General features: G+C 41.5%; 17 protein-coding genes. 9 read left to right on the top strand and 8 right to left on the bottom strand.

Features of this window, described 5'->3' with window-relative positions; all coding sequences use genetic code 11:
- The first annotated feature begins 26 nt into the window (after positions 1-26).
- The 3 genes from ORI98_RS04380 to ORI98_RS04370 all read left to right on the top strand — a co-directional run bounded on the left by ORI98_RS04380 (position 27) and on the right by ORI98_RS04370 (position 4,480).
- The gene (locus ORI98_RS04380) at positions 27-1,553 is read left to right on the top strand and encodes a Re/Si-specific NAD(P)(+) transhydrogenase subunit alpha (RefSeq protein WP_261297100.1); all 1,527 of its coding nucleotides are present in this window, start codon (positions 27-29) and stop codon (positions 1,551-1,553) included.
- An 11-nt stretch (positions 1,554-1,564) separates the two neighbouring features.
- Positions 1,565-3,052 (top strand): Re/Si-specific NAD(P)(+) transhydrogenase subunit beta, encoded by a 1,488-nt coding sequence (pntB, locus tag ORI98_RS04375; RefSeq protein WP_261297101.1) that lies wholly within the window; start codon positions 1,565-1,567, stop codon positions 3,050-3,052.
- Between the two features lie 399 nt (positions 3,053-3,451).
- The gene (locus ORI98_RS04370) at positions 3,452-4,480 is read left to right on the top strand and encodes a diguanylate cyclase domain-containing protein (RefSeq protein ID WP_306134392.1); all 1,029 of its coding nucleotides are present in this window, start codon (positions 3,452-3,454) and stop codon (positions 4,478-4,480) included.
- A gap of 352 nt (positions 4,481-4,832) precedes the next feature.
- Here ORI98_RS04370 and ORI98_RS04365 read toward each other — a convergent pair whose 3' ends face one another.
- A complete protein-coding gene (locus ORI98_RS04365; protein WP_306134388.1) occupies positions 4,833-7,034 on the bottom strand; it encodes a TonB-dependent receptor domain-containing protein in 2,202 nt (733 codons plus the stop codon).
- 305 nt (positions 7,035-7,339) lie between these two features.
- Here ORI98_RS04365 and ORI98_RS04360 point away from each other — a divergent pair, with 305 nt between their 5' ends.
- Both ORI98_RS04360 and ORI98_RS04355 read left to right on the top strand, forming a co-directional pair.
- Positions 7,340-8,041, top strand: a complete 702-nt coding sequence (locus ORI98_RS04360) for a DUF3581 domain-containing protein (RefSeq protein WP_306134387.1) — start codon at positions 7,340-7,342, stop codon at positions 8,039-8,041.
- Positions 8,042-8,168: 127 nt separating this feature from the next.
- Entirely contained in the window at positions 8,169-8,555 is a 387-nt protein-coding gene (locus ORI98_RS04355) for a glycine zipper family protein (protein WP_306134386.1), read from the top strand.
- A 152-nt stretch (positions 8,556-8,707) separates the two neighbouring features.
- Here ORI98_RS04355 and ORI98_RS04350 read toward each other — a convergent pair whose 3' ends face one another.
- The 3 genes from ORI98_RS04350 to hldE form a co-directional block, all read right to left on the bottom strand.
- Positions 8,708-9,187 (bottom strand): TetR family transcriptional regulator, encoded by a 480-nt coding sequence (locus tag ORI98_RS04350; protein WP_306134385.1) that lies wholly within the window; start codon positions 9,185-9,187, stop codon positions 8,708-8,710.
- Positions 9,188-9,454: 267 nt separating this feature from the next.
- The gene (locus ORI98_RS04345) at positions 9,455-10,372 is read right to left on the bottom strand and encodes a hypothetical protein (RefSeq protein WP_306134384.1); all 918 of its coding nucleotides are present in this window, start codon (positions 10,370-10,372) and stop codon (positions 9,455-9,457) included.
- A gap of 61 nt (positions 10,373-10,433) precedes the next feature.
- The gene (gene hldE, locus ORI98_RS04340) at positions 10,434-11,864 is read right to left on the bottom strand and encodes a bifunctional D-glycero-beta-D-manno-heptose-7-phosphate kinase/D-glycero-beta-D-manno-heptose 1-phosphate adenylyltransferase HldE (protein ID WP_306134383.1); all 1,431 of its coding nucleotides are present in this window, start codon (positions 11,862-11,864) and stop codon (positions 10,434-10,436) included.
- 103 nt (positions 11,865-11,967) lie between these two features.
- On the opposite strand from hldE, the gene lpxL reads away from it, so the two are divergent.
- Both lpxL and ORI98_RS04330 read left to right on the top strand, forming a co-directional pair.
- On the top strand, positions 11,968-12,894 hold the full coding sequence (lpxL, locus tag ORI98_RS04335) for an LpxL/LpxP family Kdo(2)-lipid IV(A) lauroyl/palmitoleoyl acyltransferase (protein ID WP_261297109.1): 927 nt from the start codon (positions 11,968-11,970) through the stop codon (positions 12,892-12,894).
- Positions 12,895-13,074: 180 nt separating this feature from the next.
- On the top strand, positions 13,075-13,992 hold the full coding sequence (locus ORI98_RS04330; RefSeq protein WP_261297110.1) for a L,D-transpeptidase family protein: 918 nt from the start codon (positions 13,075-13,077) through the stop codon (positions 13,990-13,992).
- 139 nt (positions 13,993-14,131) lie between these two features.
- Here ORI98_RS04330 and ORI98_RS04325 read toward each other — a convergent pair whose 3' ends face one another.
- Positions 14,132-14,479 (bottom strand): Fis family transcriptional regulator, encoded by a 348-nt coding sequence (locus ORI98_RS04325; RefSeq protein ID WP_261297111.1) that lies wholly within the window; start codon positions 14,477-14,479, stop codon positions 14,132-14,134.
- A 155-nt stretch (positions 14,480-14,634) separates the two neighbouring features.
- Complete coding sequence (locus ORI98_RS04320) at positions 14,635-15,546, bottom strand: polymer-forming cytoskeletal protein (RefSeq protein ID WP_306134382.1); 912 nt, start codon at positions 15,544-15,546, stop codon at positions 14,635-14,637.
- Positions 15,547-15,669: 123 nt separating this feature from the next.
- Between ORI98_RS04320 and zapE the strand changes: the two genes are divergently transcribed.
- Complete coding sequence (gene zapE, locus ORI98_RS04315; protein WP_261297113.1) at positions 15,670-16,830, top strand: cell division protein ZapE; 1,161 nt, start codon at positions 15,670-15,672, stop codon at positions 16,828-16,830.
- On the opposite strand, the gene ORI98_RS04310 is transcribed toward zapE, so the two are convergent.
- A complete protein-coding gene (locus ORI98_RS04310) occupies positions 16,827-17,102 on the bottom strand; it encodes a DUF3081 family protein (RefSeq protein ID WP_306134381.1) in 276 nt (91 codons plus the stop codon). The two genes, zapE and ORI98_RS04310, sit on opposite strands and share 4 nt — an antisense overlap.
- A gap of 212 nt (positions 17,103-17,314) precedes the next feature.
- Here ORI98_RS04310 and ORI98_RS04305 point away from each other — a divergent pair, with 212 nt between their 5' ends.
- Positions 17,315-18,271 (top strand): sodium-dependent bicarbonate transport family permease, encoded by a 957-nt coding sequence (locus tag ORI98_RS04305; protein ID WP_261297115.1) that lies wholly within the window; start codon positions 17,315-17,317, stop codon positions 18,269-18,271.
- A gap of 107 nt (positions 18,272-18,378) precedes the next feature.
- Here ORI98_RS04305 and ORI98_RS04300 read toward each other — a convergent pair whose 3' ends face one another.
- Entirely contained in the window at positions 18,379-19,341 is a 963-nt protein-coding gene (locus ORI98_RS04300) for a sensor domain-containing diguanylate cyclase (RefSeq protein ID WP_306134380.1), read from the bottom strand.
- Positions 19,342-19,367: the final 26 nt, after the last annotated feature.

Genomic DNA, 19,367 nt, shown 5'->3' with positions numbered 1-19,367 from the left:
TAATCATTAACCATCAGGGATCAGTCATGCAGATTGGAATACCGAGAGAAAGTATCGCAGGTGAAACGCGCGCAGCAGCGACGCCAGCAACCGTGGTACAACTAAAAAAGCTCGGCTTTAGTGTGGCCATAGAGGCGGATGTTGGTAAATTATCAAGTTTTGATAATGCCGCATTTGAACACGCTGGGGCCGAAATTGTAGAAGATGCGTTTCAAGCTGACTTTATTTTTAAAGTTAACGCACCTACAGATGATGAAATTGAGAAAATGAAGCCTGGCACCACGATTGTCAGCTTTATTTGGCCTGCTCAAAATCCTGAATTGGTTGAGAAGTTAGCTCAGAAAAAAATCACCGTGATGGCGATGGACATGGTGCCACGTATTTCACGAGCCCAGTCATTAGATGCCCTATCGTCTATGGCCAATATTGGTGGTTACCGTGCAGTCGTAGAAGCCGCACATGAATTTGGACGCTTCTTTACTGGCCAAATTACCGCCGCAGGTAAAGTCCCGCCAGCCAAAGTACTGGTAATTGGCGCTGGTGTTGCCGGTCTTGCCGCGATTGGTGCAGCAGGCTCATTAGGCGCAATCGTGCGGGCATTTGATACTCGTCTTGAAGTGGCTGAGCAAATCGAATCAATGGGTGGTGAGTTTTTAAAACTCGAGTTTGAAAATACCGAAGGCGGTTCTTCTGACGGCTACGCAAAAGTCATGTCAGAAGAGTTTATTGCGGCTGAAATGGCATTATTTGCCGAGCAAGCCAAAGATGTGGATATCATTATTACCACAGCGCTTATTCCTGGTCGCCCTGCGCCTAAGCTTATTACTAAAGACATGGTTGATAGTATGAAGTCAGGCTCAGTGATCGTCGATTTGGCTGCGGCCACTGGCGGTAACTGTGAATATACCGTAACGGGTGAAAAATTTATCACAGATAACGGCGTAAAAGTACTAGGTTACACTGACCTTCCAGGTCGCCTTCCTGCACAATCATCACAACTATACGGCACTAACCTTGTTAACTTGATGAAGTTAATGTGCAAAGAAAAAGACGGTAACGCCGTACTTAACTTTGAAGATGTGGTTATGCGTAACATGACGGTTACCCACGAGGGTGAAATTACTTTCCCACCACCAGCCATTTCGGTGTCAGCTGCACCAGCCAAACCGGCTGCGGCGCCTGTGACCAAAGCGGCTGAACCCAAAGCCCCTTCTAAGCTTAAGTACGTTTTAGGTGCTGCGGGCATTGCCGCTTTTGCAGCCATCGCATCCGTTGCCCCTACAGAGTTCTTATCTCACTTTACGGTATTTATATTGTCATGTGTGGTGGGTTACTACGTGGTCTGGAACGTGTCTCACTCATTACACACACCGCTAATGTCCGTAACCAATGCAATTTCAGGCATTATTGTGGTGGGGGCATTACTGCAAATAGGCCAGGGATCAGCTTTAGTCACCGCGCTGTCATTTGTTGCTGTGTTAATTGCAAGTATTAACATTTTTGGTGGTTTTACCGTCACTCAGCGCATGCTGAAAATGTTCCGTAAAGATTAAGGGGAATTATCGTGTCAGAAGGACTGGTAACAGCATCGTATATTGTCGCGGCGGTATTCTTTATTTTAAGCCTTGCGGGGCTTTCAAAACAAGAAACAGCTAAAAACGGCAATTTATTTGGCATCATAGGGATGACCATTGCGCTTGGCGCAACCATTTTAAACCCGAGTACCACTGGCGTAGTGTGGATTATTTTAGCAATGGTGATTGGCGGCGCAATTGGTGTCCGTTTAGCACTCAAAGTTGAAATGACCGAAATGCCTGAACTCGTTGCCATTCTTCACAGCTTTGTGGGTATGGCAGCAGTATTAGTGGGCTACAACAGCTTTATCGATTTACACCCACAAGCCATTAATGAAATTGTGGTTGCCATTGGTAGTGATTTAGATACTACTCTTGCAACCGCTGAGGCGGCATTTGCTCAGGCGAGTCAGGCTCAGCAAGATAGTCATCACCTGACTGGCGCTATGCTGAACATTCACCTTGTAGAAGTTTTCCTCGGTGTGTTCATTGGCGCGGTAACCTTCACAGGCTCTGTCGTTGCATTTGGTAAATTGCGCGGATTAATTCCATCAAAAGCATTAACCTTACCGCATCGCCATAAGATGAATCTTGTAGCAGTCATTGTATCGTTAATTTTAATGGTGCAATTTGTGCAAACCGGTGGCGCAATCACGCCTATCCTCATTATGACTTTAATAGCCTTCGCATTTGGTTGGCATTTAGTTGCCTCTATTGGCGGAGCGGATATGCCAGTTGTGGTGTCAATGCTGAACTCATACTCAGGTTGGGCTGCTGCAGCTGCTGGTTTCATGCTATCAAACGATTTGTTGATCATCGTTGGTGCATTAGTGGGTTCATCAGGCGCGATTCTGTCTTACATTATGTGTAAAGCTATGAACCGCTCATTTATATCTGTTATCGCAGGTGGATTTGGTAACGATAGTGCGGCATCTACAGGCGAGGAAGAAGTGGGTGAATACCGCGAAACCACCGCAGAAGATGTGGCAGATATGCTGAGAAACTCTGATTCAGTTATCATCACTCCAGGCTACGGTATGGCAGTGGCGCAAGCTCAATATCCTGTGGCTGAAATCACCCGTAAGTTACGTGACTTAGGCATTAAAGTTCGCTTTGGTATTCATCCTGTTGCAGGACGTTTACCTGGTCATATGAACGTATTATTGGCTGAAGCAAAAGTACCTTATGACATCGTATTAGAGATGGATGAAATCAATGAAGATTTCTCTGACACGGATACCGTGTTAGTGATTGGTGCCAATGACACAGTAAACCCAGCGGCAATGGAAGATCCAAACAGTCCGATTGCTGGTATGCCTGTGTTAGAAGTGTGGAAAGCACAAAACGTTATTGGCTTTAAACGTTCAATGAATACTGGCTATGCTGGTGTGCAAAATCCGTTGTTCTTTAAAGACAATACCCAAATGTTATTTGGTGATGCCAAAGATAGTGTAGAAGCTATTCTAAAAGCGCTGTAACACCGTTAGCGTAAATCACAAATACCAGCCTAGTGGCTGGTATTTTTTTGGCTTTTTTCGGTGTTATAAATTGGTGAAGATGTTATCTTAAAAATTAATCTAAGGTTTACCCTTAACCTGTAAAATAAACGCTGGTTAAAAATGTAAAATGGCTAAAGTTTTAGTTAATTTATCGCCAGTAATGCGATTAAAGATCTTTTAACACACTCAGGTGATATGCAGATATGCGCCCCTTTAATGTGGTTGTATCTTTGATATCGTCTATTGAGCTTAATGACGTTACTTATTAGGCCGCTAATGTCTCAGCGATAATGGATTCTATACACAAATTAGCACAAGGCATTTTTGAAGGTAATATTTGCCAGCAAGTCGTGATGTAAAAAGGAAAGTTATAGACAAATGGATGGCTCAACAAATGAGTTGCAACAATTACAAGCTAAAATCGCCAAGCTACAAAGCGAGCTATCAGATTACCAATTACAGGTATCTGAGCTAGAAAAAGCAAAACTGCAACTCCAGCAAACTCTCAAACTGACTGAAGAAAAGCTCCATGCGACATTAGATGGCACGGGCTTATGTCTGTGGGAACAAGATATCCCTAGCGGAATTCTGACCATGTACAATCAGGAGTGGGGGGCACTACTAGGTTATACCTTAGAGGAGCGACCTGCCCATATCGACAGCTGGAAATCGCATCTTCATCCTGAAGATAAAGATTGGGTCATTAAAGCGTTTTACGACCATGTGGAAGGTAAAGAGAATGTCTACCGCGCGGTGCATCGAATGATTCATAAAGATGGCAGTGTTAGTTGGGTATCTGATCGCGGCCGGATTATTGAGTTTACACAAAACGGTCAGCCTAAACGCATTATGGGCACCCACACAGATATTACTCAAGAAAAACGCTACGAACAGGAATTGGCACGATTAGCCCATTATGACCCCCTAACTAACCTACTTAATCGTAATGCCCTCAAAAATCACTATCAAAAAAACTTCAAACATCCGCAAGCTAAAGGAGCGTTAATTTTTATTGATTTAGATGGTTTTAAGGGAATTAATGATAAAGCGGGTCATCGTATTGGTGATTTACTCTTAATCCATGTCGCTAATACCATTAGCCAGACGGCTAAAACTATGTTGGACAAAGGCCAGCATGCGATCGCTCGAATTGGCGGTGATGAATTTGTGATTTTAACCACAGTTCATCAAGCAGAAATATTAACCCCCTTTACCCAAACCTTATTACAACAATTTAACCATCCCACCACCATTGAACAGCACAAAGCCCAAATTGGTTTAAGTATTGGAGTGTGTGCTTTTTCAGCCTCGACGACTTTCTCCCATGCTTATGAACAAGCAGACAAAGCCATGTACCAGGTTAAACAACAGGGTAAGCATGACGTGGTGTTTGTTTCACTACTTTAATCTTAAACCTAACATGACTCGCCTTGGCATTTAGCTCAGTGCGAAAGTAGCCCCAATAAGTAACGCTTATTCATTGCTTGGCGCCATACAAGATTAGCGCTTGAATAGCATCAACAAGCTCTTAATATGGCCCAAAAACATCAATTGGTGAATGGGGAATATCAAGAGTTAACGTGATAGCTTAAAAAGACTTAGGGCAATTGAGCTTTGCAGAGTGATGTTATCAGCGTAAAAATCTTCGCTAAAGATCAACAAGCATAGATAACACAAAGGGCTAACCATCAATCATGGTCAGCCCTTTGTAGTGGCATTTTTTTGATCATCTCAGCTAGAAATAATCACCAGTTAACGATTAAAACTTATAGCTATAACCTAAGGTTGCAGACTGTGGTTTACCAGCAAATACTGAACCGTGTACACGGGTTGTCACGTAAGTTTCGTCAAATAAGTTATCAACATTTAAGTACACTTCTGACACATCGTTAATGAAGTAGCGTGCTGATAAATCAAACACTGTTTTAGAACCAATCAACTCATCCGCAGGAATATCACCTTGTCCCGCTTTAGTGCGCATGTCATCAGTGTATCGACCGGCTAGAGTCACTTGCCAGCTTTCTGCTGCTACACCAGCAGAAATATACAATTGGTTATCTGGCAAATAAGTTAACGAGTCACCTTTTTTAACGTTATCCCAGCTTTCAAAATCAGATGAGAAATCTGAGCCGAATTCAGCATTAGTAAAGGTATAAGCCATTTTCACAGGGAAAGTTATCTCACCTTTTTGATTAAACTCATAACCTAGGCTTAATTCTAAACCGCTAACATCCACTTCACCGGCATTGTATTGGTTATCAATGTTGTTATCGTCACAACCTTGCGCAGCTGTACAGTTACCATGCATATTGCTGTAGTCACCATAGAATGCAATGGCTTCTGAAGTAAATGCACCTTGGTTATAACGTAAGCCTGCTTCATAGTTCCAGCTTTCTTCCTCTTGACCGTCCGCATTACCTGGTGCTGCTGGAGAGAAACCTTTTTGAACACCGGCTAATAGAATAAGCGCCTCATTCACCTGATAGGTTGCAGATAAAGAAGGCATAACTGCACTAAAACTGTTATCAACATCTTTGCTTGGTTGACCATCGCGACCAGGATTTGCTTTACCCCAATCTAAACGATTAGTAGTGACATCTTCATAACGAATACCCACAGTAATTGCAAAATCGCCTATGGTCATGCGATCTTGTACAAACAACGCCCAAGCATCAGCACTATCGATACGGTTTGAATCTGTACCAGGAATACCACTTTGAGTGCGGTTCATCACTTGGTTGGTGTCTAATTGATAAATGTCCGCCCATTGGTAACGGTCCATTTCATCTTCATGATAGCGCGCACCGAATGCAAGCTCATGATTACCCACATAGTAATTTAATTCAGTTTGTAAACCTTGTGATAAATAACTACGGTTATTGGCTTTCACGCTGACATCAATAGGCGCGGTCACTGAGCCTTTGTCAAAATCAGCGGCGTTTTGTACACCACCGCTACTTAAACTTTTACCATCAACTTTATCGGCTTTATACCAGTTACGGTGAAAGTCGTTATAGTAAGCGGTCGTGCTTAAAGCTAAGTTATCATTAAATTCAATCACATGATTTAACTGAACTTGTTTATGCTCAGTAGTCATCTGATCTTTTTGTGATGCTGAATAACGCATAAATGGCGTTGCAGCATAATCTTCATCCGTTAAGCCCATGTAAGTTTCGTTAGAAACCTCATCAGCATATTTTAGTTTTAATTCTACAATTTGTTGATATTTAGCTGTTTTGTCAGTTTTGACGCTCACTTTTGCTAACGCATCATTCTTCACAAAACCTGTATCACCGCCAACACCGTTGATATCACGGAAACCATCGGCTTGATAGCGATAGATTTCAGTCACAGCACCAATTCTTTCGCCTTGACCACCAGCAAATGCGTGCACTTTACCAAAACCATCTTGGCCAGCAGCAACATCTAATTTACCAGCTAGTTCTGTTTCAGGAATTTGACGAGATAGCATGTTAATTACGCCACCCGTTGTACGAGGTCCATATTTAACCGTTGAACTACCTTTAAGAATTTCAACACTTTGCATACGCCCTGAAGTAGGGAAATAATAAGCAGCAGGTGATGAGTAAGGCGCTGGCGCAGCTAATACGCCATCTTCCATTACGGTGATTTTTTCAGAACGATTTTGTCCTGTGCCACGCATACCTAAATTTGGACGTAATCCGTAGCCATCTTCTTCTTGAATATAAACGCCAGGGATAGACGCCAGAGTGCGCATGATATCGGTATATTTAAACTGCTCAATATCAGCGGCCGAAATAACGTGCGCACTACCTGGCACGGTATTAACAGGATTACGGCTACCAAAAATAGTAATTTGTTCAATGTTAGTGGTGGCCACCTGCGTATCTTGAGTGACTTTTTCAGCGGCAGTTGCGCCCATAGACATTAATAATGCACTTGCTAAAACACTCAAACGTAAGGTGTTTGACTGGTTCATCTTTTATCTCCCAATACAACATTTATTTAATACTAATAAGAACAATTCTTATTTGTGTTTCTAATTGTGCGCATTTTCACTTAACTGGACATTAAAATCAACAAATGGACACTATATATTTACAAATAAGGCAGAATTGTTATGTTGTGGGTAAGATGTGTGACACAAATCACCAAAGAGATGTACAAAAAACACTCGTCTTGATATTAAAGCCACAAGAATCCAGTCATCGGGTGAGTTTATTGTGAAATGTGCAGTAAACTGCGCTTAAAAATTATTCCTTACTATATAAGACTCATTCCATCATGTTTTTATCACCTTATTATTCAAAACAAGATCAAAGCGTTTTTATTTCTGCCCAACAAGCCAGTGACTTTGCCAGGCAGGTTGCAGAAGATTTCAACCCCATCCATGATGTTGGCGCGAAACGCTTTTGTGTACCAGGTGACTTATTATTCGCATTGGTATTAACAGAATATGGCTTAAGCCAGAACATGACCTTTAAATTTGCAGGTATGGTAGGTGATGGAATTGAGTTAATACTGCCTGATGCAGTAGAAAATAAATTTACGATCAGCGATATCAAAAACAAAGAATATATGCACGTGGCCCGCCAAGGTGATATTTGCCAATGCGATGTGCAAACCGCTGCGTTTATTAAAAGTTATGTGGCTTTTTCAGGTTTAAACTTCATTCATGTATTAGTGCCTATGATGAAGCAACACAAGATGATGATAAACCCTGACCGCCCATTGGTTATCTATGAAAGCATGTCATTTCATTTAGCACATTTTGACTTTGATGACGTTAGTCTTCATTTAATTGACCAACAATTTTTAATCAATGGTAAACGTGGCGATGTCACGCTTACTTTTGAACTGCGTCAGGACGAACGATTGATTGGTACCGGTAAGAAAACCCTCGTTATGAGTGGTCTAAGAGAATATGAGGAAGATAAGGCACAACAAATGTGTCATTTTTACGAGTCACGTAAAATCACGTTATAACTCCCCTCGTTTTGTCCGCAATATCGCGTATTCCATAAGGAATACGCGATATTCGCTATAGATTTTTTTCGAATGTTAACCTAAGTGAAATTACCCTTAGTTATGGCTAAAATCACCAGGAAATATGATGAAAAATTTTATACTTAGTGCCCTTTTATTCTGCGCATTTACTGCCAATGCAAACATTATTTACGACAAATCAGATGTGGATGAAAAAGATTTTATCTTTGATGAACATCAATGCATTGAAATATCCCAGCAAGTTCAAAAAGAAACTCAATCGAGAAGTATTGTCGGCAGTGCAGCTAAAGGCGCCGCTGTTGGCGCAGCAGGCGTGGCGATAGCAGGTGGAAGCGGAACTCAAGGTGCGAAAACAGGTGCAGGCATTGGTGTTGCTACAGGTATTTTAGGCGGCTCTAGAGATCGTAAAGCGAGCCAAGCAAAGTATGAAGCTGAACAAGAGCTTGTTGTACGCAACTGCATGATTAAACGTGGTTATAGTATTTTGAATTAGCCACTCTTTATCCACTCGGTATTTAGCAGGATAACGGGGGAAGTCACGACAATTCAATTGACCTGCTGTGGCCTTTATAGCATCCAAGCTATATTGGTAGTGGTGACAACATTCATCAATATTAGTGAACTGAGTAAGCTAATACTGATGATTTATGCAGCTTCTGGCACAGATATATTTTCAAGCAATGCAATTGCGCTATGACCAATAAGTTGCGCCACACATTTCTCGCCCGCTTCGCCTAATTGCAATAACGCTAACTTTTGAGCGGTACTCATGGCTTTAAAGTAGGTGATATTATCGCTATTGGTGCCACAAAGACTGAAAAACAGTTTCAATACGGCTTTATGCTCAGCCAGCTGTAATGCATTTTTCCAACTTGATTCTAATGAGATAATTGAATCAAAATTGAGCGCATCAACAAACAGCTGGCCAATACGATGATCTAGACGCACCAGAAATTCAGTCTTTTTAGGAAAATGATGACTGATTCCCGTTCGACTGATCCCCGTTGCATTAGACAAAGTCGTGTATGACATAGCATCAAAACCTATCGTAAGAATCTGTTTAAGCGCTTCGTCTAGAATTTGGTTTACAGTTTGCTCGGTTTCAACACGTGAACGTTTGGCCATAGTGCTGCGTCTCTCTAATAATTTGGGGCGAGATCTTACCAGACGAAACCTTAAAATTCCGCATTTTACATCAAAATTTACAACATTTTTAACCGCACATTATCCTATGTAACAGCTTTTTCCTCATAAAATACGTACGTGTGCAATATTTTATCCTTATAATTCAAATACTATTAGCGAAAACTTCTTTTTAAAATGATTACAAGAAAAATTAAAAGCTAACGTAATAATTAATAAAGTAAAAAAGACAAAAAACGATGAAAGCGCTTACAAGTTATGGTTGGGGATAAAATGTTGACTAAGCCATTTTTGGGCCGCGGTTTCGCCCATCAAATAATTTAAGGTAGGATGTAAAATGGCAGCCAAACTGGGTTGTCGCCAGAACATATAGTTAGGTAAAGGTTGAACAACTCCTGCACCAAAAGTTCGTTGAATTAAGCTTGAAAATTCCGCCATATCTCGGTCAGAGAAATTGGGGAGTAGCGGATAAACCTCGATAATAAAATCCACATACTGAGTCGCAGTTGGTAACTCATATTGTTGCAAGAGAAACTGTAATTGTGGTGCGCTCCAATGCGACAAATTATCACTATCGTGGATAACAGCAAGATTGCGACGATGTAATTGTTGCCAAGCCAAATTGAGTTGCTTAATTTGTCCTAAACGCCAAAACAAATACACATCGGCCAACCATTCATGTTGATAATCACTCAAGATTAACGGTAAAGCCTTACCTTGCAATCCAACATTGTGTAAGTGCCCAATTTCATGCCAGAGACTCAATTGCGCTTGATTAACTAATTCAATGCCGTAGGTATTGAGTCCTAATGACCCCGTTTGCGACTTAGGCTCACGCTCAGCTTGAACTATGATAACCCCAGCAATTGATGCATGTTCCACTACAAGCACCATGGCACTTTTTAATCCCATTGCTTGACGGACATTCACCGCTGATAATGCTGCTTGATGTTGTAAAGATAAAGGCAGCTTTTGCAGACAGGATTCTAGGTTCACTAGCTGACAAACTAAGGCTTGCTTGTCGAGAACCTCTACCCAATCGGTAGCTTCTGATAGTAACTTTGGCGCTTGACGGTTAATGGGCTCTTCAAGCGATTGTGCACAAACATTTAAGGATAACAAGCCAATACAAAATGAGCCGCTGCACAATGCAATAATTCGGCTCACTTTTTCCTGCAATCCAACTAGCGAATTGAAGGGAAGTATTGCTCGCATCAATAGATGCAAATTACTTATTTGCCATAATATTTTGAATAATCGCGGTTGTAGACACGCCATCTTCAAAACCAAGTACTTCAACTTGACCACCATTAGCGATCACTTCTGCACCTCCGGCAATCTCTTCGACCTTGTAATCACCACCTTTAACAAGAGAATCTGGTAGTAATCGTGCTATCACGCGTTGTGGCGTGTCTTCGCTAAATGGCACGACCCAGTCAACAGATGCTAGCCCGGCCAATACTGCCATGCGGCGATCAACAGGATTAACCGGACGACCATTGCCTTTTAAGCGTTTCACTGAAGCGTCATCATTCACAGCGACAATTAAGCGATCGCCCAGCGCGCGCGCTTGCTGTAAATAGCTCACATGCCCTGCATGTAAAATATCAAAGCAGCCGTTGGTCATGACTATCTTCTCACCGCGTAAGCGCGCTTGATCCATTGCATAAGCTAATTGATCTTCGCTCATCACCCCAAAACCAGATTCGCCCTGATTAATTTTAAGCGCATTAATCAATTCAATTCGGCTTACTGTAGAGGTTCCCAATTTACCCACAACAATACCCGCTGCGGTATTCGCAATCGCACAGGCTTGCGCTAAGCTTGCGCCTGCAGCAATAGAAGTCGCTAACGCAGAAATCACCGTATCACCCGCCCCTGTTACGTCGTGAACTTCACGGGCAACCGTAGGAATGTGTAATTCAGGCTCATTCAAAGTAATTAATGTCATGCCTTTTTCTGAACGAGTCACTAAAATGGCATCAAAATCATGGGCGGTTAACAAGCCTTTAGCTTTAGCGATTAAATCGTCTTCGCAGGTGACGGTACCCACGACAGCTTCAAACTCACTCATGTTAGGGGTGATCAATGAAGCACCACGATAACGTTCAAAATCACTGCCTTTAGGATCAACTAAAACACTTACGCCTTTTGCTCGGGCTTTAGCAATAAACGCTTGAGGTTGTGAAATTGCCCCTTTGGCATAATCCGATAACACTAGAACATCTACGTCATCTAATAAAGCTTCGGTTTGGTCGAATAAGCTTTGGCTATAACACGCTTCAAAAGGCTCTTCAAAGTCGAGCCTGATTAATTGTTGATTGCGTGATAATACTCTTAGTTTAGTGATAGTCGGCTTACCTTCAACCGCCAACCATTGAGGCTCAACCCCTAAGGTTCTAACGCCTAAGGTTAGCGCATCTGCGGTTTCATCTTTACCCACTAAGCCAGCTAATTTTACTTGGCCCCCAAGTGTGGCAACGTTTAATGCCACGTTAGCAGCACCACCTGGGCGGTCTTCAATTTGGTTAATTTTTACAACAGGAACCGGTGCTTCGGGCGAAATACGCCCCGTTGGGCCAACCCAATAACGGTCTAGCATCACATCACCGAGCACTAAAACACGGGCGTTTTCAAAAGCAGGAAGAGAAACCTTCATAGCGTAATCACTGTTTGTTGTAAAAAATTACCCCGATTGTACCTAATTTTTCGATAAAAATGAGTTAGAATATGAAAAATTTTAATCAATAAACGAGTCCTTTGTGGTCGAAAAAGCCGAATTCACCTCTAATCTGTATCACCCTAAGTATTGGTTACTTTGGTTCGGCGTCTTAATGATGCGAATCACTCAAGTGCTGCCTTTATCAGTCCAAATGAAACTCGGTGCTGGGATTGGACGGTTTGCGATGGTGCTTGCGGGCAGTCGCACCCATACAGCCAAACGTAATATCAGCTTATGCTTTCCTGATATGCCTGAAGATCAACAACAAGCATTATTAAAACGTAATTTTGAAGAAACGGGTAAAGCCATATTTGATTCCGCGAATGCTTGGTGGTGGTCAGACAAAAAAGTTCAGGCTCACATGACCATGAAAGGCGAGCAACATATTGAAAACAGTTTGCTTGCGGGTAAAGGCGTGATTTTATTTGCCGTACATTGTTTACCATTAGAAATGGGAGCGCGTATTCTTGGCCAATACCGACCAGCTATTGGGGTTTATCGTCCACACAATAATCCCGTTATGGAATACTTACAGGTTAAAGGGCGTTTACGCTCAAACAAAGGACTTGTGCCGAAACGTGATGTGCGACAAATGATCCGTAGCCTGCGAACACCTGATGTAGTTTGGTACACGGCAGATCAAGATTTTGGCCGCTCCAGTGCGGTATTTATTCCCTTTTTTGCCGTCCCTGATGCCGCAACCATTACTGGCGCAACTTCGTTAGCCAAACTGGGCAAAGCCAATGTACTGCCTTTTGTCGTTGAAAGAAGCGCAGGTGACAAAGGCTATAATATTGAAATTATGCCGCCATTGGATAATTTCCCTGGCGAAAACGAGCTTGAAGATGCCCTTCGCGGCAATCAAATTATTGAACAAATTATTAACAAAAATCGTCCTCAATATATGTGGCTTCATAGACGCTTTAAAACCCGTCCAGAAGAAAATGGCCCTTCGCTATACGATTAGTATCGCTGGGTCAGGGATATCGTTATCATAAAATTCAATTGCATCGACTATTCATTAAATAGTCAGCAAGGAAAACAAAAATGGGTTGATATTTTGACCTGAATAAGTGACGATGCGCCCAATTAAAAAGCATTCGCTTATCACTAATTTCCCCCTATAAAATAGGAACACCAAAGCACTATGTTAACCCTTTTAAAATCTGTTATTTTGGCCACAACAGCAACGCTTTTAAGCTTTAACAGCTTTGCTTTGGAATATCGCTTACCCGCTAAAGGTAGTTTGCTCGTAGGCGAAAACCAATACTACGTTGTGCCTGAAGGTAAATTGACACTGGAAGAAATTGCCGCTGAATTTCAATTAGGGTTAACCAATGTATTAGAAGCAAACCCTGGTGTGGATCCATTTTTACCCACCCCAGGCAGCACCTTGGTGATACCGCATCAGTTAATTTTACCTAATACAAAACATGAAGGTATTATCATTAACGTTGCTGAAATGCGTCTGTATTACTTTCCTAAAGGCACGAATACTGTTGAAGTATTACCTATTGGTATTGGCCAAATTGGTAGAGACACGCCAGAAAACTGGGTGACAAGCGTACAACGTAAACGCGCCAATCCTACTTGGACCCCCACAGCAACAACCCGAAAGATTTATGAAGCGCAAGGTATAACGCTACCCGCAGTATGGCCAGCAGGACCTGATAACCCAATGGGTTTACATGCTCTTTATATTGGCAACTTATTTGCAATCCACGGCACTAACGCCACCTTTGGTATTGGTCTTCGTGTCAGCCAGGGATGCGTACGTTTGCGCCATGAAGATATTGAGCATTTGTTTAACACGGTGCCAATTGGCACTCGTGTTGAATTTATTAATCAACCGGTTAAATTTACTGAAGAGCCTGATGGGAATCGTTATTTAGAAGTTCACCAACCACTATCTAAAACACAAAATGAGTTCGAATCGAAAGAGCCAGTGGCCTTAACGTTCAATAAAGAAACCACACGCTTTATTGCACATCCAGAAACAGATTCGTTTGTATTAAAGCGCCTACTTGAGCAACGTACGGGTATCCCAACACGTATCAATCCATAAGCTTAATGACTCAACATAAAAACGGCTTACATTACTATGTAAGCCGTTTTAGTTTGTATGAACAGCACAAAATTGAACGGATAGTGATAACAGAGAAATACTGAGGAGTTATCGGCAGTAATGTCGCGCTCTTATTGATTTATATCACCCGACTAGCCAATCTTTGCGCCCAGTTGCCATTATGATCTTGCTGACAACTTTGCTCACTGTCGTACACAATCTGCTGTTCTTTAATTACGACATTGATGTCGAGTAACTTTTTTACAATTAACTGACCAAGCACTTGCTGGCTTTGTGCCATGATAAATTGCTTAAGGTTATCACGAGTCTCAAACACACAGATTATGCGTAAACTTTTAGGAAACTGTGCAAAGTTAACCTGGTGAGTGAGCCATACAAAGCCATTAAACTCATCTAATGCAAACTGACAAACCTCGTTTAATTGGTTTATTAGCTGGTTATCAATTTTTTTATCTGTTTTACGCATAAACTCTCTTGGTTCTAACCTCAGACAACTTTCAAACGATTCAGAGCAATAAAGACAACACAATGATGCAGAGTTTAACAATCATAATGGCTAAAATTTTCCCAACCACCCTATGCATTAACCTAAACATCACAGTAAAAAGCTTAACCTAAAAGCTACTGCTTGATATTAGGTTTAGTTGCCACTTGTTGAGTTTTAACAATCTCTTTATCAAGTCTTTTATTTGCTGGCTGAGTGTCTATCGCATCTTTAGCTGCCTCATTATCGTCGGCCATTAATGCATTGGATGCCGCCATTGCATCTAAATCTTCCATCGCTACATCAGGATCAGCTAAACCAGCATTAACCAGCTCTTCACGTTGTTCTATAAAAGAGTGCTCATCTTGCACATCCTTTAACAACTTGGCGGCATTTCGCTCCGTCACACTTGCAACGGGTGGTGAAGGTTGGGTAAACAAAGCGGGCTCGTTACTCACAGTTTTGGGTGAGGTCAAGAAATCCAATCCTCCCACCTGCCATAGTCCAACAGTCATCAAGATAAGGGCGCAGACACTCAATAATGCTTTATGTGGTTTGTTATTCGGCTGGATTGTATCGTCAGCAGTTGCAATATTTTTTGCAGGCTGAGGTAACACACTTTTTGGAGTATCAGTCACTTCATCACTTGGGGATGAGAGACTGAAAGATTGCTCAACTTCATCACTCGCTACAGCGTGGGTAGGTAAAGGTAATATACTGGCTTCGGGGCCTGTGGTACGCATACCAATAAACTGGCCACCATCATAAATTTCCATATCATGACTTGACACATCCGCCTCTACTACGCCAGTGCTCACAATAATCAACTTATTGCAAAATAGTTTGCCTTTTAGTGTGCCGCTAACACGAAGCTCTTGGCAAAAAACTTCGCCATCAATCTCGCCACCAAGCTCAATTTTAATTTGATCGCTTGAGCGCACTGTACCTGTGATGTTACCAGCAATTAACGCGGGGCCCTTAATATCTATTTCACCATTAAGTGTCATTTCAGCGCCAATGTAGGTTATCCCCTTACCCTTATTATTCATTAATCTATCCTTTGCGGGTTATCACTATGTTGCAAATTTACATCAATCCCATCATAAACGCGACCCATGATGATATGACACTGATCAGGTATACTGGCTGTAATAGTCCTTTAAAATAACCTTATGACACTTTCCCCTCTTGCTCAATACCAAGCATTAACCCAGATAAACGTGTCGCCTGATGAAGCGCAAACAGAAGCGCTACAAGCACTTGATGCGCTTTTTCAACAATTACATTCAGCCGAGATTGCGACTCATATTAAGGGGCTTTATCTTTGGGGAGATGTCGGCAGAGGAAAAACGTTTCTGATGGATTTGTTTTATCACAGCATGGTAAATACCCCAAAACTGAGACTGCACTTTCACCGATTTATGGCTATGGTGCATCAACGCCTTAATCAAACATATGGCATAAGAGAACCACTTACCTATATTGCTAAAGATATTGCCAAACAATATCGGCTGATTTGCTTCGATGAGTTTTTTGTTACCGACATTGGCGATGCTATTTTGCTAGCCCGACTCTTCGACACCTTATTTGCAGAAGGGGTAGTGTTAGTTGCTACATCAAATATTCCGATTAATAATTTATATAAAGGAGGACTGCAACGAGACCGCTTTATGCCCACTATTGGGCTATTAAAACAATACACGCAAGAAATTCATCTTAATGGCCGCATTGATCATAGATTAACAGCACCTAATAAATCATTAAATCGCCCTGCTAGCTTAACAGCTCCTTCAATGTTGTTTACTTTGCCCTCGATTCAAACACCAGAAGAAATTTACGCCTTGCTTCAACATGAGTGCCGATTTATCTCAGCCAGTTGCAATGCTTTGCAATCAGACCATATTTCAATTTGTCAGCGGTTAATTCCTATTAGGGCAGCAATGGGCAAATTAGCCTGGTTTGAATTTAACGCTCTGTGCGATGGGCCGAGAAGTGCTTTAGACTATATTGAACTTGCGGGAAAATTTAAGGCTATTTTACTCAGCCATGTGCCAACCTTAGGAGGGGAAATTCGTTCCTGGATTAAAGCAAGGGGCACCGAAGATGGTGCAATAGCCACCGTTACAGGAGAAAGGCAATTGGCATATTCGATTCAGGATGATCCTACCCGACGTTTTATTAGTTTAGTCGATGAGTTATACGATCAAAAAGTCTGTCTTATCATTCACTCAGCCCACCCGCTAGAAAGCCTCTATCAAAATGGGGCATTATCCTTTGAGTTTAAAAGAACCTACAGCCGTTTAATTGAAATGAAACGTTGGCTAGCCAACTAATTTTGACTGTATTTTTCAACATCAGTAAAACGGGCCAAAAAATTTTCTAGCGCCTCATTATTTGGGTAATCAAACTTATATTTATTATGAAAGAAAATATCTAACCTCACCTGAGCATCACTCAAGCTAATGGTATAACCATCAAAATCAGTTAACGCATTTAGACCACATAAACGATAAACCGATTGGATATTATCGGACTGTTTTTCGCCTAAAGTGGCCACTTTATTAAATACACGTAATGCTCTGTGAATATCGATTTCATTTTTCATTGCAGTCTCTTTAATCCAATGTGTTTATCACACGTCTAAATTTAGCTGGGATTGAAATCCCCTTATAACATAAGGTTTTTAGATGAAAATTGTTACAGAAATTTTAGGATGTAACCCCATTAAAAGCATTGCTATCGAATACGATAACAAGGCACAATCAGCCCACAAAATTATGCAATTACACGTTTTTCATTACGAGAGCTTAAATCACTATGCCTGATATTGTTATTGCTTTCTTTGCCTTAGGCTTGCTTGCCGGATTGATCAAATCAGATCTAAAAGTCCCTAAAGCTACCTATGAAACCCTCACCATTTTGTTAATGTTAACCTTAGGCTTAAAGGGCGGCATGGCATTACACGGTGAAACACATACATTACAAATCAGTGAGTTAATCGCAATTATTGCATTGGGTTTTATTATTCCACTCACCTTATATCCCATTTTACGTAAAGTGATTCGACTAGAGCAAAAAGAAGCCATCAGTATTGCAGCTCACTATGGTTCAGTAAGTGCGGGGACGTTCGCCGTTGTGCTCGCTATGGTCGATTATTCCGGTTTACCCTTACGTCCAGAAACCACACTTTACTTAGTGTTATTAGAATTACCCGCCATTATTATTATGTTATGGCTACATCGTCACTTAGAAGCGAAAAACAATCCTCAATTAGCGACCGCTTCCCATGGCAGTGTGTTGCATGAAGCGCTCACCAGTCGCGGAGTGGTATTACTGTGTGGTGGTGTGGTTATCGGTTGGTTGTATGGCACCGAAGGCATGGCGCCATTAACCCCAATCCTAATGGGGGGATTTAAAACACTGTTAGCACTATTCCTGTTAGAAATGGGCATTAGCACGGCAAAAGTATGCTTCCCATTACCTTATAAGCAATGGCGTTTGTTAGCATTTGCTGCTGTTGCTCCCTTTGTATTAGCCTGGGTAGGTATAGGATTAGGCTTTATGCTTGATTTGCCTTCTGGCAGTATTTTAGTCTTAGCAGGATTAAGCGCCAGTGCTTCGTATATTGCCGCGCCAGCAGCGATTAAAGCAGCAATTCCTGATGCTAATATTGGTTTGGCAATGCTGGCATCATTAGGGATAACCTTTCCGGTTAACGTGCTTATCGGCTTACCTCTATACCAAATTTGGATTGAAAAACTGGCACTAAATTAATCCCTTTCATTATCGTCCATAAAAAACAGATTAACGTTTGGTTAATCTGTTTTTTATCTTAATGAGCCATTACAGCAAAAATAACCAATCAAATACCTTAGATAAGTTTACTTATGATGCAACGCTTTAATCGCAAACATCGCTTTATCTGCTTGAGCCAGATATTCATTTAAAGACACTGAACTATTATAAACTCGATGAGCAACACCTGTGCTGTAAACCAGGTTATAGGGCGAATCACTTTGTTGATTATGGGAATTAACCAAGGCGTCAAACCGCTTCAATACCGCATCCAAATTAAGCTCAGCTTCATGACTTAACAATACGATAAACTCATCTCCAGCAAAGCGAGCAATAACATCTGACTCTCTAAAACCGTCTAACAATAGCCCTGCAAATTGCTGCAGCGCTTTATCGCCTTCAGCATGGCCAAATTCATCGTTAATTTGTTTAAAATGATCTAAATCGAAAAACAACAAGCTGGTGTTAATGCCTTGTCGATCACCATTGGCAAGAACCTGACTGGCTAACATTTCAAAACCTCTACGGTTTGAAATCGCCGTCAAGGCATCTAATGTCATTTGTTGAATCGCCACAATTTCATCTTCAACTAAATGACCTAAATCTTCTAAAGCATGACAATCATCTTGTGAAAACTCACGCGGTTTATCATCAATTAAACACAAGGTACCAATACACACTTTGTTTGGCATTGTCAGTGGATACCCCGCATAAAAACGAATATGAGGCGACTCGGTCACTAATGGATTGTCAACAAAACGCTCGTCTTTAAAGGTATCTTCCACAACAAAAACGTCATGATGCATAATCGCATGACCACAAAACGAAATATCTCGACCCGTTTGTTCAGCTTCAATGCCCTGCACTGATTTAAACCATTGTCGATCTTCATCTACCAAACTAACTAAGCATATCGACACACCAAACAAACGCTTCGCAAGACGGGTAATGCGATCAAAGCGTTCTTCTGCAACCGTATCAAGCACATTTAACCCACGTAATGTTTCTAGCCGAGTATGCTCATTTTCTGGTATTGGTGCACATAACATTCAATCATTCACCTTATAAAAATACA

Source organism: Shewanella sp. ULN5 (assembly GCF_030731885.1).
In the GTDB taxonomy this organism is placed as follows: domain Bacteria; phylum Pseudomonadota; class Gammaproteobacteria; order Enterobacterales; family Shewanellaceae; genus Shewanella; species Shewanella holmiensis.
This window is presented reverse-complemented; position numbering and strand designations above follow the sequence as displayed.